General features: G+C 62.5%; 21 protein-coding genes. 13 read left to right on the top strand and 8 right to left on the bottom strand.

Annotation, left to right across the window (positions count from 1 at the left end):
• Positions 1-57 precede the first annotated feature (57 nt).
• The gene (locus F6S08_RS27955; RefSeq protein ID WP_074847722.1) at positions 58-1,284 is read right to left on the bottom strand and encodes a TIGR03862 family flavoprotein; all 1,227 of its coding nucleotides are present in this window, start codon (positions 1,282-1,284) and stop codon (positions 58-60) included.
• 171 nt (positions 1,285-1,455) lie between these two features.
• Positions 1,456-2,376, bottom strand: a complete 921-nt coding sequence (locus F6S08_RS27950; RefSeq protein ID WP_065924997.1) for a histone deacetylase — start codon at positions 2,374-2,376, stop codon at positions 1,456-1,458.
• 76 nt (positions 2,377-2,452) lie between these two features.
• Here F6S08_RS27950 and F6S08_RS27945 point away from each other — a divergent pair, with 76 nt between their 5' ends.
• The 3 genes from F6S08_RS27945 to F6S08_RS27935 are packed head-to-tail and all read left to right on the top strand — an operon-like array spanning position 2,453 to position 4,517.
• The gene (locus F6S08_RS27945; protein WP_065924998.1) at positions 2,453-3,022 is read left to right on the top strand and encodes a GNAT family N-acetyltransferase; all 570 of its coding nucleotides are present in this window, start codon (positions 2,453-2,455) and stop codon (positions 3,020-3,022) included.
• A 41-nt stretch (positions 3,023-3,063) separates the two neighbouring features.
• Positions 3,064-3,933 carry an acyl-CoA thioesterase II gene (gene tesB / locus F6S08_RS27940; protein WP_027605282.1) on the top strand — a complete coding sequence of 290 codons (870 nt, stop codon included), beginning with the start codon at positions 3,064-3,066 and terminating at the stop codon, positions 3,931-3,933.
• Positions 3,930-4,517, top strand: coding sequence for an HAD family hydrolase (locus F6S08_RS27935; RefSeq protein WP_065924999.1), 588 nt, complete (start codon positions 3,930-3,932; stop codon positions 4,515-4,517). Before tesB ends, F6S08_RS27935 begins: the two co-directional genes overlap by 4 nt.
• Before the next feature lie 43 nt (positions 4,518-4,560).
• On the opposite strand, the gene F6S08_RS27930 is transcribed toward F6S08_RS27935, so the two are convergent.
• The 3 genes from F6S08_RS27930 to F6S08_RS27920 are packed head-to-tail and all read right to left on the bottom strand — an operon-like array spanning position 4,561 to position 6,887.
• Positions 4,561-5,541: a hypothetical protein gene (locus F6S08_RS27930; RefSeq protein WP_074847721.1), complete on the bottom strand. Its 981-nt coding sequence runs from the start codon at positions 5,539-5,541 to the stop codon at positions 4,561-4,563.
• Positions 5,542-6,429: a neutral zinc metallopeptidase gene (locus F6S08_RS27925; RefSeq protein ID WP_065946562.1), complete on the bottom strand. Its 888-nt coding sequence runs from the start codon at positions 6,427-6,429 to the stop codon at positions 5,542-5,544.
• Between the two features lie 44 nt (positions 6,430-6,473).
• On the bottom strand, positions 6,474-6,887 hold the full coding sequence (locus F6S08_RS27920) for a membrane lipoprotein lipid attachment site-containing protein (RefSeq protein ID WP_065925002.1): 414 nt from the start codon (positions 6,885-6,887) through the stop codon (positions 6,474-6,476).
• A 199-nt stretch (positions 6,888-7,086) separates the two neighbouring features.
• On the opposite strand from F6S08_RS27920, the gene F6S08_RS27915 reads away from it, so the two are divergent.
• A complete protein-coding gene (locus F6S08_RS27915) occupies positions 7,087-7,965 on the top strand; it encodes a DMT family transporter (RefSeq protein WP_065925003.1) in 879 nt (292 codons plus the stop codon).
• Here the strand turns inward: F6S08_RS27915 and F6S08_RS27910 are convergent, their stop codons facing one another.
• Positions 7,966-9,300, bottom strand: coding sequence for an MFS transporter (locus F6S08_RS27910; RefSeq protein ID WP_065925004.1), 1,335 nt, complete (start codon positions 9,298-9,300; stop codon positions 7,966-7,968).
• 223 nt (positions 9,301-9,523) lie between these two features.
• Between F6S08_RS27910 and quiC the strand changes: the two genes are divergently transcribed.
• A complete protein-coding gene (gene quiC / locus F6S08_RS27905) occupies positions 9,524-11,425 on the top strand; it encodes a 3-dehydroshikimate dehydratase QuiC (RefSeq protein WP_027605288.1) in 1,902 nt (633 codons plus the stop codon).
• An 80-nt stretch (positions 11,426-11,505) separates the two neighbouring features.
• Positions 11,506-12,171, top strand: coding sequence for a TetR/AcrR family transcriptional regulator (locus F6S08_RS27900; RefSeq protein WP_027605289.1), 666 nt, complete (start codon positions 11,506-11,508; stop codon positions 12,169-12,171).
• A gap of 46 nt (positions 12,172-12,217) precedes the next feature.
• Here the strand turns inward: F6S08_RS27900 and F6S08_RS27895 are convergent, their stop codons facing one another.
• Positions 12,218-13,066, bottom strand: coding sequence for a shikimate dehydrogenase (locus F6S08_RS27895; protein WP_065925005.1), 849 nt, complete (start codon positions 13,064-13,066; stop codon positions 12,218-12,220).
• Complete coding sequence (gene aroQ, locus F6S08_RS27890) at positions 13,063-13,512, bottom strand: type II 3-dehydroquinate dehydratase (RefSeq protein ID WP_010206717.1); 450 nt, start codon at positions 13,510-13,512, stop codon at positions 13,063-13,065. Before aroQ ends, F6S08_RS27895 begins: the two co-directional genes overlap by 4 nt.
• Positions 13,513-13,719: 207 nt before the next feature.
• Between aroQ and F6S08_RS27885 the strand changes: the two genes are divergently transcribed.
• The 7 genes from F6S08_RS27885 (at position 13,720) to F6S08_RS27855 (ending at position 23,485) form a co-directional block, all read left to right on the top strand.
• On the top strand, positions 13,720-14,241 hold the full coding sequence (locus F6S08_RS27885) for an RNA polymerase sigma factor (protein WP_065925006.1): 522 nt from the start codon (positions 13,720-13,722) through the stop codon (positions 14,239-14,241).
• A gap of 63 nt (positions 14,242-14,304) precedes the next feature.
• Positions 14,305-15,303: a FecR family protein gene (locus F6S08_RS27880; RefSeq protein ID WP_315872644.1), complete on the top strand. Its 999-nt coding sequence runs from the start codon at positions 14,305-14,307 to the stop codon at positions 15,301-15,303.
• Between the two features lie 150 nt (positions 15,304-15,453).
• A complete protein-coding gene (locus F6S08_RS27875) occupies positions 15,454-18,204 on the top strand; it encodes a TonB-dependent receptor (protein ID WP_315872643.1) in 2,751 nt (916 codons plus the stop codon).
• 103 nt (positions 18,205-18,307) lie between these two features.
• Positions 18,308-18,928: a heme acquisition protein HasA gene (locus F6S08_RS27870; protein WP_065924157.1), complete on the top strand. Its 621-nt coding sequence runs from the start codon at positions 18,308-18,310 to the stop codon at positions 18,926-18,928.
• 173 nt (positions 18,929-19,101) lie between these two features.
• Entirely contained in the window at positions 19,102-20,838 is a 1,737-nt protein-coding gene (locus tag F6S08_RS27865) for a type I secretion system permease/ATPase (RefSeq protein WP_137212007.1), read from the top strand.
• Entirely contained in the window at positions 20,835-22,160 is a 1,326-nt protein-coding gene (locus F6S08_RS27860) for an HlyD family type I secretion periplasmic adaptor subunit (RefSeq protein WP_315872642.1), read from the top strand. Before F6S08_RS27865 ends, F6S08_RS27860 begins: the two co-directional genes overlap by 4 nt.
• A complete protein-coding gene (locus tag F6S08_RS27855; protein ID WP_315872641.1) occupies positions 22,157-23,485 on the top strand; it encodes a TolC family outer membrane protein in 1,329 nt (442 codons plus the stop codon). Before F6S08_RS27860 ends, F6S08_RS27855 begins: the two co-directional genes overlap by 4 nt.
• The last annotated feature ends 62 nt before the right edge of the window (positions 23,486-23,547 follow it).

Below are 23,547 nucleotides of genomic sequence, written 5' to 3'. Positions count from 1 at the left end.
CACAAATCAAACTGTGGGGGCTTGCCCCCGATGGCGGCTTTGAATCCACCGCAGATCTCAGCGGTTGAGCCACTCCAACATCCCCCGCCCAGCCGCTCTGCCACTGGCAAAACACCCCGTCAGCAAATACCCCCCGGTCGGCGCTTCCCAGTCCAGCATCTCCCCCGCACAAAACACCCCCGGCAATTGCTTGAGCATCAGCCGCTCATCCAACGCCTCAAAGGGCACACCGCCTGCGGTGCTGATGGCTTCATCCATCGGCCGTGTCTTCACTACTGTCAGCGGCAACGCCTTGATAGCCCCCGCCAACTGCGCCGGGTCGTTGAAGTGTTCGGCGGGTGCCAACTCGCGCAGCAGCGCCGCCTTGACCCCATCGAGGCCCAATTGACTGTGCAAATGCTTGCTCATCGAGCGTGAGCCACGCGGCTTGGTCAAGGCGGCCTGGACCTTGTCCAATGGCTTGCTCGGCAGCAAATCGATATGCACCGTCGCCGAGCCATTACGGTTGATCGCCTCACGAATCGGCGCCGACAGCGCGTAGATCAAACTGCCCTCGATACCGGTGGCGGTGATCACGCATTCGCCGAGTCGCGGCTTGTCATCCCCCAGGCCAATGGCGACGTTTTTCAACGGTGCGCCGGCGAATTTGCTGACCATCAATTCACTCCAGGCCGACACCTCGAAGCCGCAATTGCTGGGTTGCAGTGCCACGTAAGGCACGCCTTTATCCTCCAGCAGCTTGAGCCAGGCGCCGTCGGAACCCAGGCGCGACCAACTGCCGCCGCCCAAGGCCAACAGCACAGCATCGCTGTGAACAACTTTTTCGCCGTCCGGGCTGTGGATAAGTAAATCACCCTCGGCATTCCAGCCCACCCAACGGTGCCGGGTGTGGATAACCACACCCTGGTCGCGCAGGCGTTTGAGCCAGGCACGTAATAGCGGGGCGGCTTTCATATCGGTAGGAAATACACGACCGGAGGTGCCGACAAAGGTTTGAATACCCAGACCATGAATCCACTCGCACAACGCCTCGGCCCCAAACCCGCGCAGCATCGGCGCCATATTCGCGGCACGCTCGGCGTAGCGCGACAGGAACGCGGGGTACGCTTCGGAGTGGGTGATGTTCATGCCGCCCACGCCCGCCAGCAGGAATTTGCGCCCCACCGAGGGCATGCCGTCGTACAGGTCTACTCGCACCCCGGCCAGGCTCAAGACTTCGGCGGCCATCAGCCCGGCAGGGCCACCGCCGATGATGGTGACGTGTCGAGAGGAAATATCGGGCATGGGCAGGGCTACGATCGCGGAAATAGGCCGAGCATTCTACCCGAGGCGCGCGGCGCTGCCTGATCAAAAAACGTACAGCTTCCTACAGGCTATACGGATGCAGGCTTTCAGACGCTTACGCTCAAGTTATCCACAGGCCGTTCCACAGGCATTGTGGGTAACGCCCACACTTCAATGACACCCTGATGACGTCCACACCCGCTGCGCGCTGTGGTGCAGGATCCCGTGGCGGCGGGCCAGGGCCGGGCGATCCTTGCTGTAGCCGCCACCGATCACGCCCATCACCGGGATGTCGCGGCCCAGGCAATGGCGCATCACGCTTTCATCGCGGGCGGCCACGCCTGCGTCTGTCAGCTTGAGGTAACCGAGGGCGTCATCCTTGTGCACATCGACGCCGGCGTCGTAGAGCACCAGGTCCGGCTGGTAGAGCGGCAGCAGGTAGTTGAGGGCGTCGTCCACCACCGTGAGGTAGTCGGCATCGCCCATGCCCATGGGCAGCGGGATGTCCCAATCGCTCTGGGCTTTGCGCGCAGGGAAGTTCTTTTCGCAGTGCAGGGACACGGTGATTGCATCCGGCATGTCGTGGAGGATGCGCGCGGTGCCGTCGCCCTGGTGCACGTCGCAGTCGAAGATCAGCACGCGGTTGACCCGGCCGCTGGCCAGCAGGTAATGGCTGATCACCGCCAGGTCATTGAAGATGCAAAAGCCCGCCGGGTAGTCGTAGTGGGCGTGGTGGGTACCGCCCGCCAGGTGGCAGGCCAGGCCATGTTCCAGCGCCTGCTCCGCCGCCAGGATCGAGCCGCCGACCGCGCGCACGGTGCGCCGGGCCAGGGCTTCGCTCCAGGGCAGGCCAAGGCGCCGTTGGTCTTCGCGGGACAACTCGCCGCTCATGTAGCGTTCGATATACCCAGGTTCATGGGCGAGGGCCAGAATCTCCGGTGGGCACAACGATGGGCGCAGCAATTGGCTGTCCTCGGTCAGGCCGCTGGCCACCAGGTGGTCACGCAGCAGGCGGAACTTGTCCATGGGGAACCGGTGGTCTGCCGGGAACTCAGGGCTGTAGTCATCGTGGTAGATCAATGGCAAAGGCATGGGATTTTCTGACGGGGATCTGCGAAGGATCTTAACAGCGCTGTACACTCACGCACATGGCAAGGGGAGGGGACCCATGGAGGAGATATTGCAATTGGAAAGCGCGCGCCTGGTCATGCGCCAGTGGCGCGATGCAGACCTGACGGAATTCGCGCGCATGTGTGCCGACCCGCAGGTGATGCGCTATTTCCCGGCCAGATTGAGCCACCTGGAAAGCGCCGCCCTGATCGGCCGGATTCGCGGCCACTTCGCCGAATACGGTTTTGGCCTGTGGGCCCTGCAACGCAAGGACACGGGTGAGTTCATCGGCCTGACCGGGTTGCAGAACGTCAGTTTCGAAGCGGGCTTTACCCCCGCAGTGGAAATCGGCTGGCGCCTGGCCCGTGAGCATTGGGGCCTGGGTTATGCCAGTGAGGCGGCCTGGACCGCGCTGCGCTGTGGTTTCGACCGTTTGCAGTTGGACGAAATCGTCGCCTTCACCACTCAAGCCAATCTGCCATCACAAAAAGTCATGCAGGCCATCGGTATGCATTACGATCCCCAGGCAGATTTTGCACACCCCAAGGTCGCAGCCGATGACCCGCTGCGCCCCCACGTTTTGTACCGCATCACCCGCGCCCAATGGTTGGACACGCTGCACGGATAAGCAGCCCGGAATGCCCTATCGATTGTTGTAGGAGTTGCTCTATGAGCCAAGTATTGGAAGATCTGGTGGACTTGCTGACCCTGGAGCCGATCGAGGAAAACCTCTTTCGCGGCCGCAGCCAGGACCTGGGTTTTCGCCAACTGTTCGGTGGCCAGGTGCTCGGCCAGTCGCTGTCGGCCGCCAGCCAGACCGTCGAAGAAGCGCGGCATGTGCATTCCCTGCATGGCTATTTCCTGCGCCCCGGCGATGCGAAGTTGCCGGTGGTGTACTCGGTGGACCGTGTACGCGATGGCGGCAGTTTCAGCACCCGCCGCGTGACGGCGATCCAGAAGGGCCACCCGATCTTCACCTGCAGCGCTTCGTTCCAGTACGACGAGGCCGGCTTCGAGCACCAGACCACCATGCCCGTGGTGGTCGGCCCGGAAAACCTGCCGTCGGAGCTGGAGCTGACCCAGCAGCGCGCGCACCTGATCCCCGAGCATATGCGCGACAAGCTGCTGTGCCCCAAGCCCATCGAAGTGCGCCCGGTCACCGAAAAAGACCCGTTCAACCCGCAGCCGTCCGACCCGGTCAAATACGTGTGGTTTCGCGCCGATGGTGCCCTGGCGGATACGCCGGCGCTGCACAAATACCTGCTGGCCTACGCCTCCGACTTCGGCCTGCTGACCACCTCGTTGCTGCCCCACGGCAAGACTGTTTGGCAGAAAGACATGCAGGTCGCCAGCCTCGACCACGCGTTGTGGTTCCACGCCGACCTGCGTGCCGATGACTGGTTGCTGTACGCCATGGACAGCCCATGGGCCGGCAATTCCCGTGGGTTCTCCCGCGGCAGCGTGTACAACCGCGCCGGGCAACTGGTGGCGTCGGTGACCCAGGAAGGTTTGATCCGCCATCGCAAGGATTGGGCATGAGCCTGACGGACGTTAAGCACTGGGTGTTCGACATGGACGGCACCCTGACGGTGGCGGTGCATGACTTTGCGGCGATTCGCGTGGCCCTGGACATTCCCCCCGAGGACGACATCCTCACTCACCTTGCCGCATTACCGGCGGACATCGCAGCGGCCAAGCACGCCTGGTTGCTGGAACATGAGCGCGAGCTGGCGCTGGGCTCCGTCGCGGCGGACGGTGCGGTGGAACTGGTGCGCGAGCTGGCCGGGCGCGGTTATCGCCTGGGCATTTTGACCCGCAATGCGCGGGAGTTGGCGCATATCACCCTGGAGGCGATTGGCCTGGCGGACTGCTTTGCCGTGGACGATGTGCTGGGGCGCGACGATGCGCCGCCCAAGCCCGATCCGGGTGGGTTGTTGAAATTGGCGGCGGCGTGGGATGTATCGCCGAGCGAGATGGTGATGGTCGGCGATTACCGTTTTGACCTGGACTGCGGCCGGGCGGCAGGGGCGCGGACGGTGTTGGTCAACCTGCCGGAGAACCCGTGGCCGGAGCTGGCGGATTGGCATGCTGCAGATTGCGCGGTACTGCGCCGGATGATTTAGGCCAGGCAATAGAGATCAAATGTGGGAGGTGCGGTTTCTTCAGTTAATGCTGGGAAAACAGTACCTTCTGGCCCTCGGGCGACGTAAACATCCCATCCCCGTCATGCCCCACCCCCGGCACTTCCACCAGCGTCTGGCGCAACTGCGGATGGCGCTGCTTGAGGTAGTCAAAGTAGTTGTGCCCGCGAATCAGCCGATACGCGCCCTGGGTCTCGGCTTCGCAGCTTTTATCCAGTGCCGGGTGGTTTGGGTCGGTGTCCTGTTGGCCCAGCAGGTAAGTGATGGTGCGTGATACGTAGGCCTGTTCCAGCTGCTCGGCGCTTTGGCCGTTGGCGTAGGCCGGCAGGTGCTGCATGCCGTACTTCCAGGCGTTGAAGCTTGGGCAACTGGCGGTCTCGAACTTCACCGGCCGCTGTGGGCTGAAGTAGGCATAGGACGAGGGGTTGGCCACCACATAACGCAGGCGGATGCCCTCGGTTTGCAGGGTCGGGTGCGCGTGGCCAGTGAGGGCGAAGCGCTGCACCACCTGGCCGCCGCCGGAATGGCCGGCGACCACGATTTCCTTCAGCGCCGGGAACAGCGTGCGGTTGCCCAGGTGCTTGATGATCTGGTCGAGGGCGCCGAAAGAGCTGATCTGGCCCGGGCCGGTCGAGGCGTCGCCGGCCATCCAGTCATTGCCTTTCCAGCGCAGCACTTGGTTGTCCAGGTGGTTGCGCTGCATGTCGGACCCGTTCAGAAACTGCGGCGCGATTACCAGGGTGTTGGCGGCGACGCCGGCGTGTTCGGCGGCATCCATTCCGCTTTGCAGGTAGGTCTGCGCATTACGCAGGCGCCCGTGCACGATGATCAACGCGCGGGTGACGTCGGGCAGTGGCTGGCGCCAGTCCTGGCTCAGGCCGAGGCTGAGATCGCCGGCCTCCAGATGAAAACGCTCGGGGCTGACCACCTTGACGCCATGCTCGGCGGCCCAGGCGGATGATGAGATGAGCAACAGGCCCAACAGCAGTCCCAATCGTTGATTCATTTATAGGCTCTTGGCAGCGAACGTGTCGCATTGAGTGATCTGGCCCTGGGCGAAGCCGGTCTTGAACCAGCGCACCCGCTGTGCCGAGGTGCCGTGGGTAAACGAGTCCGGCACCACGCGCCCCTGGCCCTGTTGCTGCAAACGGTCATCGCCGATGGCGTTGGCGGCGTTCAGTGCTTCTTCAATATCGCCCGGTTCCAGCCAGTTCAGGCGCTTTTGCGCACGGTTGGCCCACACACCGGCGAAGCAGTCGGCTTGCAGCTCCTGGCGCACCAGCAGGCCACCGTCGCCTTGCATCTGCCGGCCTTGCTGGCGTGCGGCCTGGATCTTCGACGAAATGCCCAGCAACGTTTGTACGTGGTGCCCGACTTCGTGGGCGATCACATAGGCCTGGGCGAAATCGCCGGCCGCCTGGAAGCGTTGGGACATTTCCCGGAAGAAATCCAGGTCCAGATAAACCTGCTGATCCGCCGGGCAATAGAACGGGCCGCTGGCCGAGGTGGCGCCACCACAGGCGGAATTGACCCGGCCACGGAACAGGATCAGTTTCGGGTTTTTGTAGACCAGGCCGTTTTCCTGGAACACCTGGCCCCAGGTGTCTTCGGTATCGCCCAGCACCGCGCGTACGAAGTCGGCCTGCTCATCGTTGGCCGGCGGCGCCTGGCGTGACTGCGTACTCACCGAGGGCGCCTGTTCCATCTGGCCGGTCAACTGGCCGAGGATCTGCATCGGGTCCTGGCCGGTCAGCCAGCCGATGCCGACGATCAGCACAATCGCGGTCAGGCTCAGGCCCTTGCCGCCGCCAAAGCGCATCCCGCCACCGCCGCCGCCACTGTCATCGCGGGCATCCACCACGTTGTCGCTGCGTCGGCCTTTTTTCCATAGCATGGGGCAATCCTCTGTGTGCTAACCGTGATTGAGTATGGTCGGTATTAACGGCAATAGCCTTCGCCGGTGGCGACGATCAGGCAGTCTTTTTTGTCCGCCAGCCATTTCAGCCCGGTCGCTTCTCCGTCGCCGGCGCGTAGGAGTTGCGGGCCGTCCGGACGGGTGAAGGCGATGCCGTCTTCGGCCGCTTCACCCTTGAAGGTGCCCGAGTCGTCGGCGTCGAGGCCGTATTGCATGGTCAGGAGGTAATGGCCACGGCCGACGCTGTCGTCCTTGACGATGGTCAGGTGCAGGCCTTCGACGCCGATCCATTTGCCGACCCATTTATCCGTGGGCGGGGTTTCGGGTACCAGGGTGGCCTGCACGGAAGGCGGCGCAGGTTTGGGCGCTGGCGTGGACGCCTGGTTGCAGGCGGTCAGCAGGGCAAGGGCAGAAAGAACAAAAAGAATTTTTTTCATCGCGGCAAGGCCTTGGTTAAAAAGTATGCAATGCGCAGGCTAAGGTGCTGCGTTGGACTCGAATCCAGTGATTTAGTGCGCTGTTCGCCCGGTGTTTGGTTATGCTCTTGGGGCAGGCTCCAGCCCGGCTGCTAGATTACCGGGTTGAGCGCTGTTTCGTTCAGTGCTCAGCGTTCCGCTCGCCACGCAAGAGAATTCCATGACTGTCAGCACCCCCCTTTCCGGCGTCAACCATCCTTTCAAAGGCATTTTGCTGATCGTGTTGGCGACATTCCTGTTCTCCAGCCACGATGCCTTGTCCAAATACCTGGCCGGGTTTTACCCGATCGTGATGGTGGTGTGGGTGCGCTACGTGGTGCACACCTTGCTGATGGCCGGGATTTTCCTGCCGCAATCAGGGCTGCGCGTGCTGCGCAGTAAACGCCCGGGGATGCAGGTGGTGCGGGCCTTGTGCCTGTTGGGCACCAGCCTGTTTTTCACCACGGCGTTGCATTACATCCCGTTGGCGGAAGCCACGGCGGTGAACTTCCTCGCGCCGATCCTGGTGACGGCACTGTCGGTGCCGCTGCTTGGCGAACACGTGACACGCGGCCAATGGCTGGCGGTGATCTGCGGTTTCGTCGGCGTGCTGGTGATCATTCACCCAGGCGGTGAGTTGTTTACGCCGGCGGTGTTGCTGCCGCTGTGTTCGGCGCTGTTCTTCTGCTTCTACCAACTGCTCACGCGCATCCTCAGCCAATACGACACGCCCACCACCAGCAACTTCTTCGCCGGGCTGTGCAATACCTTGGTGATGAGTGCGATGGTGCCGTTCTTCTGGCAGGTTCCCACGCTGTGGCATGGCGTGTTGATGCTGGCGCTGGGCACCTGTGGGATGACCGCGCACTTGATGCTGACCCAGGCGTTTCGCTTCGCGGCACCGGCCTTGCTGGCGCCGTTCGGCTATTGCCAGATCGTCTTCGCGGGGTTGTTGGGCTGGCTGGTGTTCAACCATACCCCCGATGTGACCACGGTGGTCGGCATCGGGGTGATCTGCATGAGCGGTCTGGCCGCTGCCTGGCAGCAGCGGCGCAGGTGATCAGGCGTCTACGGTCGGAATCTTGCGCGGTGCCATGAAGTACATCCAGGTCAGCGCAATGAAGTACATCGCCGGGATCAGGGTGAACAACACGGTGTAGTTGTTGTTGGTGACGGTGAGGATGTGACCGACGATCTGGGTCATGAACATGCCGCCGATGGCTGCACACATGCCGCCGAAACCGAACACCGTGCTCATCATGTGCTTGGGCGTGTAGTCCATCACCAGGCTCCAGATGTTGGCGGTCCACGCCTGGTGCGCACCGATGGCCAGGGAAATGGCAAACACCGCGACCCACAGCTGGCTGGAACCGGCCGCCATGATCACGCCGACGATGCAGCAGGCAAACAGCAGCATTGACAGCAACCGCGCCTTGATCGAGTTCATCCCCCGACCGATCAGGAACGAAGACAGAATCCCCCCGCCCACACTGCCGAAGTCGGCGGTCAGATAGATGATGATCAGCGGGATACCCATCTGGGTCACGTTGATGCCCAGGTTGTATTGCTGGTTCAGGAACGGCGGCAGCCAATACAGGTAGAACCAGAACACCGGTGCGGTGAGTGCATAAGCGATGGCAAAGGCCCAGGTGCCGCGCATGCGCAGGATGCGGCTGAACGGTACGCCGGGTTGTTCCGGTTCGACTTCCCGTTGCACGTAGTCCAGTTCGGATTGTTTAACGCTCGGGTGGTCTTCCGGGTTGTAGTACTTCAAGCCCCAGAACACCAGCCAGATCGCGCCCAGCGACGCCATGCACAGGAACGCCGCCTGCCAGCCCCACACGTGCAGGATCAACGGCAGCAGCATCGGCGTCATCATCGCGCCGACGTTGGTACCGGCGTTGAAGATACCGGTGGCCACCGCACGCTCACCGGCGGGGAACCACAGGCGGGTGGTCTTCACGCAGGCCGGGTAGTTGGCGGCTTCGGTCAGCCCGAGGATAAAGCGGCAGACCATAAAACCGACCGCCGAAGTGGCCAAGCCATGGGCGCCAGTGGCCAGGCTCCACAACAGTACGGCGCAGAAGAACACGCGCTTGACGCCCACGCGGTCGATCAGCCGGCCTTGCAGCACAAAGCCGATGGCGTAGCCGACCTGGAACCAGAAGTTGATGTTGGCGTAGTCCATCGCCGTCCAGCTCATTTCCTTGGCCAGGATCGGTTGCATCACGCCCAGGGCGGCGCGGTCGATGTAGTTGAGGGTGGTGGCAAAGAACACCAGGGCCAGCATGCCCCAGCGGGTTTTACCCACGGCCATGGCGCCGCGGATCTTGTCGCCGATGCCGGCGTGCGGGGTGCCCGGGCGCGCGGCCAGGGCGGAATTTTGCGAAGGCATGTGGTTGTACCCGTTTTTTGAAATTTTTATGAGGTGTTGTGGGTCTTCTTTTGGGTGTCGCTGCGTGATTGATGGTGCGCAGTGGCTAAAAAATCGTCAATTCGCCAAAGAGGCTTAGTGTTCGATAATCGCACCAAAAACTAACCGGTTCGTACATTTTAATTGCTGCGGGTAGTCTGGGGGCGAATAATTTGCCATAAACAACAATTGCCGGGAGTCACCCATGCAACGTTCCATCGCCACCGTGTCTTTGAGCGGTACCCTGCCGGAGAAGCTCGAAGCCATTGCCGCCGCCGGGTTCGATGGGGTTGAGATCTTCGAGAACGACCTGTTGTATTACGACGGCAGCCCTCGGGAAGTTAGGCAGATGTGCGCCGACCTCGGCATTGCCATCACCTTGTTCCAGCCGTTTCGCGACTTTGAAGGCTGCCGCCGCGATCGCTTGGCGCGCAACCTGGAGCGCGCCGAGCGCAAGTTCGACCTGATGCAGGAACTGGGCACCGACCTGGTGCTGGTGTGCAGTAACGCTTCGGCCGATTGCGTCGGGGATGAACGCATCCTGCTCGACGACCTCGGCCTGTTGGCCGAACACGCCGGCCGTCGCGGCCTGCGCATTGGTTATGAAGCGTTGGCCTGGGGCAAGCATGTGAACACCTGGCAGCAGGTGTGGAACCTGGTGCGCCAGGTCGATCACCCGAGCCTTGGGGTGTTGCTCGACAGCTTCCACACGCTGTCGCTCAAGGGCGACCCGAGTGCCATCGCGCAGATCCCCGGCGACAAGATCTTCTTTGTGCAAATGGCCGACGCGCCGATCCTGGCCATGGATGTGCTGGAGTGGAGCCGGCATTTTCGCTGCTTCCCCGGCCAGGGTGAATTCGACTTGGCGGGGTTCCTCGCGCCGATCATCAAGAGCGGCTACACCGGGCCGTTGTCCCTGGAAATTTTCAACGATGGCTTTCGCGCCGCCCCAACCCGCGCGAATGCGGCGGATGGCCTGCGCTCCCTGCTGTACCTGGAAGAGAAAACCCGCGAGCGCCTGCAACAGGAGGCCCCCGCGCAACCTGTCGAGATTCTGTTTGATACCCCGGCGGCCAGCGAATACGACGGTATTGAGTTCCTTGAGTTCGCCGTGGATGAAAACCTCGGCGCCAAGCTCACCCATTGGCTGGAACGCCTGGGTTTCGTCAAGGCCGGCCAGCACCGCTCCAAGAGCGTGAGCCTGCTGCGCCAGGGCGACATCAACCTGATCCTCAACTGCGAACCCTATTCCTTCGCGCATAACTTTTTCGAGGCCCATGGGCCGTCGTTGTGCGCCACGGCGATTCGGGTCAAGGACAGCGCCAAGGCCCTGGAACGGGCGGTGGCCTACAAGGGCCAGCCCTATCGCGGCCTGGTCGGGCCCAACGAGTTGGAGCTGGCGGCAGTACGTGCGCCGGACGGTAGCCTGATTTACCTGGTGGATCAGAGTGAGGGGGGGATCTACGACACCGACTTCAATCTGCAAGCGTCCAGCGCTGCCGGCGGTGGTTTGCTGCGCATCGACCACATGGCCATGGCCTTGCCGGCCGACAGCCTCGACAGCTGGGTGCTGTTCTACAAGAGCCTGCTGGATTTCGAAGCCGATGACGAAGTGGTGCTGCCCGACCCTTACGGCCTGGTGAAGAGCCGTGCGCTGCGCAGCCGTTGCAGCTCGATTCGCTTGCCGCTGAATATTTCCGAGAACCGCAACACCGCGATTTCCCACGCGCTGTCGAGCTATCGCGGCTCGGGTGTGCATCACATTGCCTTTGACTGCGCGGATATTTTTGCCGAAGTGCGCCGTGCCAAGGAGGCCGGGGTGCCGCTGCTGGATATTCCGCTCAACTACTACGATGACCTGGCCGCGCGCTTTGATTTCGATGATGAGTTCCTCAGCGAACTGGCGTACTACAACGTGTTGTACGACCGTGACGCCCAGGGCGGTGAGTTGTTTCATGTGTACACCGAGCCCTTCGAAGGACGGTTTTTCTTCGAGATCATCCAACGCAAGAACGGTTACGCCGGCTACGGCGCGGCCAACGTAGCGGTGCGCCTGGCGGCGATGGCCAAATCCCGCAGCGGCGCGGTGCGCCAGGCGCGTTTATAACGGTGGGCCAGGTGCTTCCTTCGTAAGACGCCTCGGCCCATAATCGCGGCCTGCACAATAAAAATGGCCGTGAGCGCACCATGACCTCAAGTCCCGAACTCCCCGCGGTGTCAGACGCACCGCGCAAGAGTCGTAAGAACAACCCGGAAAAGACCCGCGAGAACATTCTCCAGGAAGCCATCGTCGAGTTTGTTCAGCAGGGCCTGTCCGGCGCTCGCGTGGATGCCATCGCCGAGCGCATCCATACCTCCAAACGCATGATCTATTACTACTTCGGCAGCAAGGAGCAGTTGTACGTCGAGGTGCTGGAGAAGCTCTACGGCGATATTCGCAACACCGAAACGCGGATGAACCTCACCGCCCTGGAACCGCGTGAGGCGATCCGGCGGCTGGTGGAGTTCACCTTCGATCACCACGATCAGAACGTCGATTTCGTGCGAATCGTCAGCATCGAAAATATCCACAATGCCGAGTACGTGAAACGCACCGAAACCATCAAGGCGATGAACAGCAAAATCCTCGAGGGGCTAGGGGTGACGTTGCGCCGGGGCGCCGAGATGGGGCTGTTTCGCGAAGGGCTGGAACCGTTGGACGTGCACCTGCTGATCAACTCATTCAGCTTTTACCGGGTGTCCAACCGCCATACGTTCAGTGAGATCTTTCAGATCGACCTGTCGGATGAGGCGGTTAAACAACGGCATCGCGAGATGATTTGCGAATCGGTGCTGCGCTACCTGCAGGCCTGAGTACACCGCCTGACCCAATGGGGGAGGGCGCTTGCCCTCCCACATTTCAGCTGTTCATGCTCTTGAAGTGCGCGAGCATCCGCTGCGCATCCGGCACCTCGCCACTGAACAGTTCAAACGCCTTCACCGCCTGGAACACCGCCATGTTGCCGCCATCCAGGGTGCGGCAGCCCAAGGCGCGGGCATCGCGCAGCAGTTCGGTTTCCAGCGGGAAGTACACAATTTCAGCCACCCACAGTTCGGCTCTCAGCAGGGCCGCGGGCACCGGTGTGCCGGGCAGCTTGGCCATGCCCATGGGCGTGGTGTTGACCAAGCCATCGGCTTCGGCCATGGCGTTTTCAAGGTGGGTGCCGACCTGGGCGCGGCCGGCGCCGAAACGCTGGGCGAGGTTATCCACAAGGTCGCGGGCGCGGCTGGCGTCCACGTCGAAAATACTCAAGTGTTCCACACCTTCTGCCAATAGCGCATGTGCCACCGCTGCGCCGGCACCGCCCGCGCCCATCTGCACCACGCGTTGGCGCGGCACATCGTTGAGGTTGCGGCGAAAGCCTTCGGCAAATCCCAGGCAGTCGGTGTTATGGCCGATGCGCTTGCCGTCCTTGAACACCACGGTGTTGACCGCGCCGATGCCTCGGGCCTCGTCGGACAAATCATCGAGCAACGGCAGGATTGCCTGCTTGCACGGGTAAGTAATGTTCAACCCGGTGAAGTGCATCAACTCGGCAGCCTCCAGCAGGTCGGGCAGGGCGTTGATGTCCAGGTGCAGGGGCTCAAGGTCAATCAGGCGATACAGGTAGCGCAAGCCTTGGGCGTCGCCTTCCTGCTCATGCAGCGCAGGGGTGCGGGAAGCCTGGATGCCGGCGCCGATCAGGCCGGCGAGGATGCGCGGTTTCATCGGGCCGACCCCTTCAACAACTGGCTGAAATGTTCCAGGGCCAAGTGGTAGCCATGGCTGCCAAAGCCCGCGAGCACCGCCTTGGCGATGGGCGACACAAACGAGTGATGCCGAAACGCCTCGCGCGCATGCACATTGGATAAGTGCACCTCGATCACCGGCACTTCACTGGCCACCAGGGCATCGCGAATCGCCACCGAGGTGTGGGTCCAGGCTGCCGGGTTGATCACGATACCGGCGCAGCGGGCGCGGGCGCCGTGGATCCAGTCCAGCAGTTCGCCTTCGTGGTTGGTCTGGCGGAATTCGATTTTGAGCCCCAGTTGTTCGGCGCTGCGGCCGCACAGGGCAGCGACGTCGGCCAGGGTTTCGTGGCCGTAGGTCGCAGGCTCGCGGGTGCCGAGCAGGTTGAGGTTGGGGCCGTTGAGCACCAGCACGATGGGCGGCATACGGGGGATCTCCACAGTTCTTGTTGGTTGTGGGGATAAAATGTACTGGTTAGTTAATTTGGTCAATTGATGACGGCAGATGTGTTCGATTACCGAACCGTTAATCAGGCGTGTCCGGCGTTCGAATCAGATTAGATATCAATTGAAAATCATTCTCGACAACGCTTAAGATGCCCGCCTGTTTCCTTTACATTCCAGGGAGTCGGTTTGTCGGACGTGGATCTCAAAGGCCTGTTTCTCAAGCACGCCGATACCCTGCGCGGGTATCTGGCGCGCAAGGTACGGGACCCGCAGTTGGCGGCCGACCTGGTGCAGGAGAGCTTCCTGCGCCTGGCGGAAAAACCCGCCGGCGAGCGTATCGACAACTCCCAGGGCTATCTCTATCGAACGGCGAGCAATCTGCTGATCGACCATATTCGCCAGGAAGCGCGGCGCAAGACAGACTCCGTGCCCCATGAGGCGCTGGCCGAGATTGAAGATGAAGTGGCCGGGTTGGAGGCTCAGGCAATGGCGCAGCAACAGCGACAGGCATTGAAGCAGGCGTTGGCGGAATTGCCGGAACGCACCCAGCAGATCTTCCGTCTGAACCGTATAGAGGGCATGACCCACGCCCAGGTCGCCCGGCATTTGGATATCTCCGACAGCTCCGTGCAAAAGCACCTGGCCAAGGCGCTGGCATATGTGATGCAGCGCTTGCAGGACGGCGAGGTGGAGCCAGCCGACGAATGAATTACGGAAAAACCTCAGCTCAGACGTCACAGCGTCATATAACGAAAAATTCGAGATTCACACGTGAATAGCCAGGGTCCGCAACAGCACAGCATTACCGAGGAGGCCGCCGAGTGGGCGGTGCGCCTGCACGCCGGTGCCCTGACCGACCAGGAGCAGGCCGAACTGCGCCAGTGGATCGCCTGCGACAGCCGCCACGAAGCGGCGCTGCGCTTTGCCGAACAGACCTGGGCGGCGTTGGGCGAGGTGCATAAGGACGAGACCGTTCACCGCCAGCGCCCCGCGACCGCAGCGCTGCCTGTGCGTCGCTCCCTGCGGCGCAGGCCGTGGCAGCGTGCGGCGGCGGTCGCGCTGGTCGTGATGGTGGCCGGCGTCGGCTGGCTGCGCGGGCCGGACGCCTGGCTGCGCATGCAGGCCGACTATGTCACCCAAAAGGGCGAGGTACGCACCGTGCACTTGGCCGATGGCAGCACGGTGGAGCTGGATTCCGCCAGTGCCATCCGCCTGGATTACGACGGCGTGCAGCGGCGTATCAGCCTGATCCAGGGCTCGGCGATTTTTGATGTGGCGCCGATGGTGGGTCAGGAGACCCGTCCGTTCGTGGTACAGAGCGCCGGCGGGCAGACGCGGGCGCTGGGCACGCGGTTTGTGGTGGAGCGCGAGGCCGACCGCCGTGCTTGGGTGGGCGTGTTGCAGCACAGCGTCGAGGTGTCTTTGCACGCTTCGCCGAAAAAAGGCCCGAGCGATCGGGTGCTCCAGGAGGGCCAGGCTGCTAGCTACAACGCCCAGGAGGGGGTGGTGCCCCTGGATCAATTCGATGTAGACCGTGCCACCAGTTGGCGACGCGGCGTGCTGATCTTTGATCGCCAGCCCCTGGCCAAGGTTATTGAGCAGCTCAATCGCTACCGTCCGGGGCGGGTGGTGTTGACCCATTCCGATTTGGGCGAGCGCGAAGTCAGCGGCGTCTTCCGTCTCGACATGCTCGACAGCGCCCTCGGAACGCTCACCCAGGAACTCCAAGTGCAACGCTTGGACCTGGCAGGCCTCAGCCTGATCTATTGATGACCCGGTGGGAGGCCTGCTCTCACCCGCTTAAAACCCCCTGCGCAAAAACTTTTTAAAAAACCTTACTGACTTCCTGCGCCTCGTACGTCTTGATAGGTGAGAAGCATTCGCATAAACAAACATACGATCAGCGCAGGGAAACCAGAAATGTCAGCACTCACCAAGGGGCGTATCACCGGTAGCCGGTTAGCCCTGGCCATCCACTTGGGGCTGTTCGCCGCCGCCGCTCCCGTGTATGCGGTGCAGCCTCAGGTGGACGCTTCCCAGTCGGCGGTGCGGGTGTTCGATGTCCCGGCGCAATCCTTGGGCAGTGCCGTATTGGCCTTTGCCGACCAGGCCGGTCTGCAGGTGCTGTTCGACAGCCCGCGCCTGCAAGGCTTGAGCAGCACCGCGCTCAAAGGCAGCTTCAGCGTGCAGGAAGGGCTTGGCCGTTTGCTCGGTGCCACGCCGGTGGAATATCGCTTTACCGGTGAGCGCCAGGTCACCCTCAACCGTGTCAGCGACGACCACGACGGCGCCATGACCGTGGGCACCACCACCATCACCGGCAACACCAACGGCCAGGCCAGCGACTGGGTGTACCAGACCCCAAAGTCCGTGGCGGTGATCAGCCGCGACATGATCGATAAACGTCCGCCCCGTCATGCCGCCGACATGCTCGAAGAAACCGCCGGCGTCTACACCGCCGTCAACCAGCGCGACCCTGGTCTGTCGGTGAATATCCGCGGTGTGCAGGACTATGGCCGGGTGAACATGAACATCGACGGCATGCGCCAGAACTTCAACGTCAACGGCCACCAGCAGCGCAACGGCACCATGCTGATCGACCCGGAGTTCATCTCCAGCATCGAGATCGACAAGGGCAGCCAGTCGGGGCAAGGCGGTGCGGCCGTGCTGGGCGGCATTGCTTCGTTCAAGACCCTGGATGCCAGTGAGTTCCTCAAGGACGGCAAGGACTACGGCGGCCGCCTTCGCGCCGGCAGCGGCATCGGTGAGCTGGGTAACGGCACCGACTTCAACGGCAGTGGCGTGTTTGCCTTTGGTGATGAGCGCGGCGATGTCGTGCTGGGCTACAGCGAGCGGCATTTCGGTAACTACCGCGCCGGCAGGCACAACGACGACAACCTGGGCACCAACCTGCGCGCCAGGTCATCTGCCCCTGCGGCCTTCGACGACTGGTTGAACAGCGAAGTCGGCGACACCGGCAGCGTGACCCGCTCGCAGATCGTCAAGTTCGGCCTGAACCTGCCCAACGACCAGCGCGTGCAGTTGAGCTACCTGGAAACCGACACCGACAGTAACGATGCCTGGGGCTATATCGCCAACGACCTTCAGAGCACCTACTACGTACGCACCAGCAAAAACAACCTCAACGCCAAAAACGTCGCGCTGGACTACAGCTACAGCCCGGACAACCCGCTGATCGATCTCAAGGCCAAGCTCTATTACGTCACCACCCAGATGGATCGCAGCAACGCCCCCAACCTGTCGTCGCCAGGTACCGGTAACTACGTCGGCGCCTACACCGATCACTTTCAGACCGACACCTGGGGCCTGCAGGGTGACAACACCTCGCGGTTTGATTTCGGCGAACAGGGGCATGTCACCTGGAACTACGGGGTGGAGCTGTATCAGGACGAGTTCAAGCCCCGCACCAACAAAGTTGAAGCCACCAACAACCTGGGCTTGTTGCCTTACGCAGAGGGCAGCACGCCAGGGGGCAAACGCACCATCGCCAGCCTGTTCAACAACGCGCAGTACGAATATGGCGGCTGGCTGGCCCTGGATGCGGGCTTGCGTTATGACCGCTATCGGCTCGAAGGCGAAACCGGCATGACCCTGTACCGGCGTGATCGCTTCTACAACAGCCTTGTCGGCGCCAGGCGTGTCTCGGAAGTGATGGAGGTCGACCGTGAAGAAGGCCAGTTTTCCCCCACCTTCGGTCTCGCGGTGAAACCGGGCGTCGACTGGCTGCAGCTCTATACCCGGTGGGGCAAGGGCTGGCGGCCACCGGCGGTGACCGAAACCTTCATGACCGGCCGACCCCACGGTGGCGGTTCGGGAGAGCGCGTATTTCCCAACCCCTACCTCAAGCCTGAAGAGTCACGGGATTGGGAAGTGGGCATGAATGTTTTCAAGGAAGGCTTGTTTTTCAGTGACGATCGCCTCGGCATGAAGGTGGCGTACTTCGATACCCGGATCGAAAACTTCTCTTTCCTCAACACCAGCGTCAGCTTGCCGGAAACCCAGGTGGGTGGATTCCTCGGGACCATGGCTTACGTCAATAACACCAACCCGACACGTTTTCGCGGGGTTGAATACCAGCTCAATTACGACATGGGCCGCGCGTACGCCAACCTCAGCTACACCCACATGATCGGCAGCAATGAGTTCTGCTCGAAGAACTATTACATGGGCGGTGCCAAGACCACCGGGCCAAGGACTACTCGCCTGGAGCGTTTCACCCTGCCGGATGGGCGCATCGGCATACGGCCGGTCACCACCTATGAGGTGTTGGATGACGACGTCGCCAACAACAAGGAAAGCTGCGGGCGAATCATGGGTAACGCCACGTACATGCCGGCCGATCGCGGCTCGCTGACCCTGGGTACGCGCTTCATGGAAAAACGCCTGGATACGGGTGTGCGTGTGCGCTACAGCTCGGGCAACGGCGAAAACCTCAATCAGCAGGGCTACGAGCTGATGGATCAGGCGATGTGGCCCAAGTACACGCTCTATGACCTGTACGCCAGTTACTGGATGACGGATCAACTGAACATTGCACTGGCGTTGGAAAACGCCACCGATGAAGCCTATTTCGTCGCCATGGGCGACGCCAACAACCTCAGCCTGGCGCGCGGGCGAACCCTGAGCGGCATGTTGGAATACAAATTCTGATCAGCGTGCGCAGGCACCTGATCAACGGTTTTGCCCATGGGTGGGCAAAAAGGCGCGCCGCACCGGCGTGCTCATCAACAACGTTGTTTAACGAGGTTTAGCGATGACTATTTCTGTTAGCTACGATTCGGGCCTGGGTTCTCTGTCGGTATCGGACTACCTGAGCTCCTGGGCAGTGGGGTTCAACACTGCAGGGCACGGCACCAGCAACACCGGCGGTTTCAGCAACGGCACCCTCAGCGGCGACCAGTATTCGACCCACGGCGCCAACAACTCCGAGTACGCGTTCATCGCCGACAGCGACACCAGCAATGGCCTGCACTATGTGTTCAACCCGTCGTTGCCCGCCAGCAGCAACCTGAACCACTACCTGTGGGGCGACCTGGATAACGTGCAACTGGGTACAGGCCTGGGCGGCGGCAGTGGCAGCGACTTCTCCCTGAGCGACTTCAAGGTCGCGTTCAACGGCCTCGACCTGAGCGCCGCCGAGGGCGCCGGCCGGGCTGGCAACGACGTACAGAGCGTGATCTACGGTTTGATGCAGGGCAACACCGCCGCGCTGGAAACCGTGCTCAACAACCTGCTCGACGACTTCGGCCTGTCCACTGCCAGCACCTTCGACGAAGTGTCTGCGGGCCTGGCGGCACACGCCAGCGCAGTGTCCACCGATGTTGCCCTGGTGGGCGTGCAGGACGTGGCACAGGACTGGGCACTCGCTGCCTGAACCTGCTGCTGCATGAAAAAGCGAATGGAAGATCGCTCTCCCATTCGCTGCATTACACCGCCGTCGCCCAAGCCTTCTAACTCTTCCGGCGACGGCGGTGCCGAATTCTGCGCAGCGTCGTATCGGCTGTCAACGCGGCGACGCTGCACGTTCAACCCCACGAGAATCCCCAGATGCGCCACGCCGGCAACGAAACCCTGGCCGCCCTCACGGCCTATAAAAGTGGCTTCTTCAACATCGGCCTGTTCTCGGCGGTGATCAACCTGCTGATGCTGGCCCCGGCGTTGTACATGCTGCAGGTGTACGACCGGGTGCTGGCCTCGGGCAATCAGATGACCCTGCTCATGCTGACGTTGATGATCCTCGGCCTGTTCGGCCTGATGGGCGCGCTGGAGTGGGTGCGCAGCCAGGTGGTGATCCGCCTCGGCACGCAGATGGACATGCGCCTGAACCAGCGGGTCTACGACGCCGCGTTCGAAGCGCAACTCAAGGGCGGCACCCAGGCGGCGGGCCAGGCGTTGCATGACCTGACCACCTTGCGCCAGTTTGCCACCGGCCAGGCGCTGTTCGCGTTTTTCGATGCGCCGTGGTTTCCGGTGTACCTGCTGGTGATCTTCCTGTTCCACCCCTGGCTTGGCCTGCTGGCGCTGGGCGGCGCGGTGATGCTGATCGCGTTGGCGTGGATCAACCACCATGTCAGCCAGGCGCCGATGGCCGAGGCCAGCCAACTGTCCATCCACGCCAGCCAGCAGGCCACGGCCAACCTGCGCAATGCCGACAGCATCGAAGCCATGGGCATGCTCGCCACCTTGCGCGGGCGTTGGTTCCACCAGCACCAGGCGTTCCTCGCCGAGCAAAACCTGGCCAGTGAAAAGACCGCCGCCGTCACCGCCTGGTCCAAGGGCGTGCGCCTGGCGTTGCAATCGCTGGTACTCGGCCTGGGCGCGTTGCTGGCGGTGCAGGGCGATATCACGCCGGGGATGATGATTGCCGGCTCGATCCTGATGGGGCGGGTGCTGAGCCCCATCGACCAACTGATCGGCGTCTGGAAGCAATGGGGCTCGGCGCGCCTGGCCTACGAGCGCTTGTCGCAGTTGCTGGCGGCCAACCCGGCGCGACCGCCGCGCATGAGCCTGCCGGTGCCCAAGGGCCAGTTGAGCGTCGAGCACATCAGCGCCTGCGCCCCCGGCAGCCGTCGGCCGGCGCTGGTGAACCTGGGGTTCAACCTGCCAGCGGGGGACGTGCTCGGCGTGATCGGACCTTCCGGCTGCGGCAAATCCACCCTGGCGCGGGTGCTGGTGGGCGCCTGGGCACCGCTGGCCGGCAAGGTGCGGCTGGACGGCGCCGACCTGGCCCAGTGGGACAAACAGCAACTCGGCCCGCACATCGGCTACCTGCCCCAGGACATTCAATTGTTCGCCGGCAGCATCGCCGACAACATCGCACGGTTTGCCGAACTGGATACCGACAACGTCCTGGCCGCCGCGCAAATGGCCGGCGTACATGACCTGATCCTGCAACTGCCCCAAGGCTATGACACGCAATTGGGGGAGGGCGGTGCGGGGTTGTCCGGTGGGCAAAAGCAACGCGTGGCCCTGGCCCGTGCGCTGTACGGCCTGCCGGCGTTGATCGTGTTGGATGAGCCCAACGCCAACCTCGACGAAGTGGGCGAGCAGGCCCTGCTCCAGGCCATCACCCAGCTTAAGCAGCAGCGCCGCACGGTGATCCTGATTACCCACAAAGCCAATGTACTGAGCCTGACCGACCAGTTGCTGATCCTCAAGGACGGCCAGTTGCAGGCCTTTGGTCCGACGGCGCGGGTGCTGGAGGCGCGGCAGAAACCGGCAGCCTCCAAACCGGTGTCGACCCTGAGCATGAGCTACCGCCTCGGTGAAGGAAAACAGGCATGAGTATGAGTAAGCCGGTGCTGGTCAGCGACCGCCCTCACACGGTGTTGGCGCTGGATGACAAAAACTATTCGCGCCTGGGCTGGTGGCTGGTGCTCGGCGGCTTTGCCGGATTTATCGGCTGGGCCGCGTTGGCGCCGCTGGACAAGGGCGTGGCGGTGTCGGGCAAGGTCATGGTCTCTGGCCATCGCAAGACCGTGCAGCATCCTGCCGGGGGCATCGTCGAGCGTATCGAGGTGCGTGACGGTGATGTGGTCAACGCCGGCCAGGTGCTGTTGCGCTTGAAGGAGACGCCCTTGCGCGGGCAGATGCAGTCGCTGCGCAGCCAGTACCTGGCGTCCCTGGCCAGTGAGGCGCGCTTGAGTGCGGAAAGCGAAGGTCTGCCCGCCATCACCTTCGGTCCTGAATTGCTCAACGAGCCGGAGGCCGCCAACACCCTGAATCTGCAACGGCAACTGTTCACCAGCCGCGCCCAGGCGCTGGCCACCGAGCAGCAAGGCCTGCGCGAAACCATCGCCGGCGCCGAGGCGCAGTTGCGTGGCACGCGGGATTCCCAGGCGAGCAAGCTGCAGCAACGCGCGGCATTGAATGAGCAACTGCAAGGGCTGCGCGAGCTGGCGCGCGATGGCTATATCCCGCGCAATCGCCTGCTCGACAGCGAGCGCCTGTACGCCCAGGTCGACGGCGCGATTGCCGAAGACTACGGACGCATCGGCCAGTTGCAGCGCCAGGTTCTGGAACTGCGCCTGCGCATCCGCCAGCTCGGCGAAGACTTCCAGAAAGACCTGCGCGGTCAGTTGGCCGAGACCCGCACCCGCAGCGACGACCTGCGCAACCGCCTGGCCTCGGCCGAGTTCGAACTGGCCAACAGCCTGGTGCGGGCGCCGGCCTCGGGGGTGGTGGTGGGGTTGGAGGTGTACACCGAAGGCGGGGTGATCAAGCCCGGCCAGGCGCTGATGGACATCGTGCCCCAGGGCGAAGCGTTGTGGGTGGAAGCGCGGGTGCCGGTGCAAATGATCGACAAAGTGCATCCGGGCCTACCGGTGGAGTTGCTGTTCTCGGCCTTCAACCAGGCCACCACCCCACGGGTGGCCGGTGAGGTGACGCTGGTCTCCGCCGACCGCCAGGTCGATGAGCGCACCGACGAGCCTTATTACACCGTGCGCGCCCAGGTCAGTGCGGCGGGCATGCAACAACTGGACGGCGTGCGGATTCGTCCGGGCATGCCGGTGGAAACCTTCATCAAGACCGGTGAGCGTTCGATGCTCAACTACCTGTTCAAACCCTTGCTGGACCGTACCCACATGGCCCTGGTGGAAGAATGAAGGCACTGTTTTTTACCCTGTGCCTGAGCGTTACACCGGCGGCACATGCCTTGGGTTTGCTCGACGCCTACGACCTCGCCCTGCGCAATGACCCGACCTTCCAGGCCGCCATCCAGGAGCGCGAGGCCGGTGAAGAGAACCGCGTGATCGGCCGTGCAGCGTTATTGCCGAACCTGTCCTGGAGCTATAACAACTCGCGCAACGAATCCGAAGTTACCCAAAGCACCGCCGTCGGCGATGTCACCAGCGACCGTGATTACCGCAGCTATGCCTCGACCCTGACTTTGCAGCAACCGTTGCTGGACTACGAAGCCTATGCGCGCTTTCGTCAAGGCACGGCTCAGGCGCTGATGGCCGATGAGCGTTTTCGCAGCAAGAGCCAGGAACTGGCCGTGCGCGTGCTCAGCGCCTACAGCCAGGCGCTGCTGGCGCAGGAACGCATCGAGTTGAGCCGTGCGCAGAAACGTGCGTATGCCGAACGCCTGCAACTCAATGATCGTCTGCTCAAAGGCGGTGAAGGCACGCGCACCGATGTACTGGAAACCCAGGCGCGCTTGAGCCTGGCCCAGGCAGAGGAAATCGAGTCGCTGGACGCCCAGGACAGCGCCTTGCGCGAGCTGGAAGCGATTGTCGGCCAACCGTTGCAGATCGAAGCGCCGGCACCCCTGGCCCGTCCATTCGACATCCCGCCCCTGGAGCCCAACCGCTTCGAAACCTGGCGCGAACTGGCCATGGCCAATAATCCAGAACTCAAGTCCCAGCACCACGCGCTGGACGTGGCCTCTTACGAAGTCGAGCGCAAACGCGCCGGGCACATGCCCAAGGTCAGCCTGTACGCCAGCAGCCGCCAGACCAGCTCCGATTCGGAAAGCAGCTACAACCAGAAGTACGACACCAACAGCGTCGGTATCCAGGTCAGCCTGCCGTTGTTTGCCGGCGGGTCGGTATCGGCCTCTACGCGCCAGGCGGCCAATCAACTGTCCCAGGCCCAATACGAGCTGGACGCACATACCTCGGCGACGCTGGTGGAGCTGCGCAAGCAGTTCAACCTCAACACCAGTGGCGCGGCGAAAGTGCGTGCCTACGAGATGGCTGTCAGCTCCGCCACCGCGCTGGTCACTGCGACCAAAAAGAGCGTCAGCGGCGGTGAGCGGGTCAACCTCGACGTGCTCGACGCCGAGCAACAACTGTTCACCGCCCGCCGTGATCTGGCGAATGCGCGGCACGCGTATTTGCTGGCCAGGATTCAGTTGAAGTATTACGCGGGGTTGCTGAGTGAGCAGGACTTGCGGGCGTTGGCGGGGTATTTTCAGCCCTCGGCATGAATGGTTACAACCCGGCATTCGCCGGGTTTTTTGTCGTTACTAATCTGTGAAACAGCTTCGAG

Origin of the sequence: Pseudomonas sp. JV449 (genome assembly GCF_032424295.1) — a bacterium.
GTDB lineage: Bacteria > Pseudomonadota > Gammaproteobacteria > Pseudomonadales > Pseudomonadaceae > Aquipseudomonas > Aquipseudomonas marginalis.
Note: the sequence above shows the minus strand (reverse complement) of the source record. Positions and strands in the feature narration are given on the sequence as shown.

Coding starts and splice junctions, on each gene's coding strand:
- F6S08_RS27955 (WP_074847722.1), bottom strand. CDS start 1,284: ATGCCCGATATTTCCTCTCGACACGTCACCATCATCGGCGGTGGCCCT.
- F6S08_RS27950 (WP_065924997.1), bottom strand. CDS start 2,376: ATGCCTTTGCCATTGATCTACCACGATGACTACAGCCCTGAGTTCCCG.
- F6S08_RS27945 (WP_065924998.1), top strand. CDS start 2,453: ATGGAGGAGATATTGCAATTGGAAAGCGCGCGCCTGGTCATGCGCCAG.
- tesB (WP_027605282.1), top strand. CDS start 3,064: ATGAGCCAAGTATTGGAAGATCTGGTGGACTTGCTGACCCTGGAGCCG.
- F6S08_RS27935 (WP_065924999.1), top strand. CDS start 3,930: ATGAGCCTGACGGACGTTAAGCACTGGGTGTTCGACATGGACGGCACC.
- F6S08_RS27930 (WP_074847721.1), bottom strand. CDS start 5,541: ATGAATCAACGATTGGGACTGCTGTTGGGCCTGTTGCTCATCTCATCA.
- F6S08_RS27925 (WP_065946562.1), bottom strand. CDS start 6,429: ATGCTATGGAAAAAAGGCCGACGCAGCGACAACGTGGTGGATGCCCGC.
- F6S08_RS27920 (WP_065925002.1), bottom strand. CDS start 6,887: ATGAAAAAAATTCTTTTTGTTCTTTCTGCCCTTGCCCTGCTGACCGCC.
- F6S08_RS27915 (WP_065925003.1), top strand. CDS start 7,087: ATGACTGTCAGCACCCCCCTTTCCGGCGTCAACCATCCTTTCAAAGGC.
- F6S08_RS27910 (WP_065925004.1), bottom strand. CDS start 9,300: ATGCCTTCGCAAAATTCCGCCCTGGCCGCGCGCCCGGGCACCCCGCAC.
- quiC (WP_027605288.1), top strand. CDS start 9,524: ATGCAACGTTCCATCGCCACCGTGTCTTTGAGCGGTACCCTGCCGGAG.
- F6S08_RS27900 (WP_027605289.1), top strand. CDS start 11,506: ATGACCTCAAGTCCCGAACTCCCCGCGGTGTCAGACGCACCGCGCAAG.
- F6S08_RS27895 (WP_065925005.1), bottom strand. CDS start 13,066: ATGAAACCGCGCATCCTCGCCGGCCTGATCGGCGCCGGCATCCAGGCT.
- aroQ (WP_010206717.1), bottom strand. CDS start 13,512: ATGCCGCCCATCGTGCTGGTGCTCAACGGCCCCAACCTCAACCTGCTC.
- F6S08_RS27875 (WP_315872643.1), top strand. CDS start 15,454: ATGTCAGCACTCACCAAGGGGCGTATCACCGGTAGCCGGTTAGCCCTG.
- F6S08_RS27870 (WP_065924157.1), top strand. CDS start 18,308: ATGACTATTTCTGTTAGCTACGATTCGGGCCTGGGTTCTCTGTCGGTA.
- F6S08_RS27865 (WP_137212007.1), top strand. CDS start 19,102: ATGCGCCACGCCGGCAACGAAACCCTGGCCGCCCTCACGGCCTATAAA.
- F6S08_RS27860 (WP_315872642.1), top strand. CDS start 20,835: ATGAGTATGAGTAAGCCGGTGCTGGTCAGCGACCGCCCTCACACGGTG.
- F6S08_RS27855 (WP_315872641.1), top strand. CDS start 22,157: ATGAAGGCACTGTTTTTTACCCTGTGCCTGAGCGTTACACCGGCGGCA.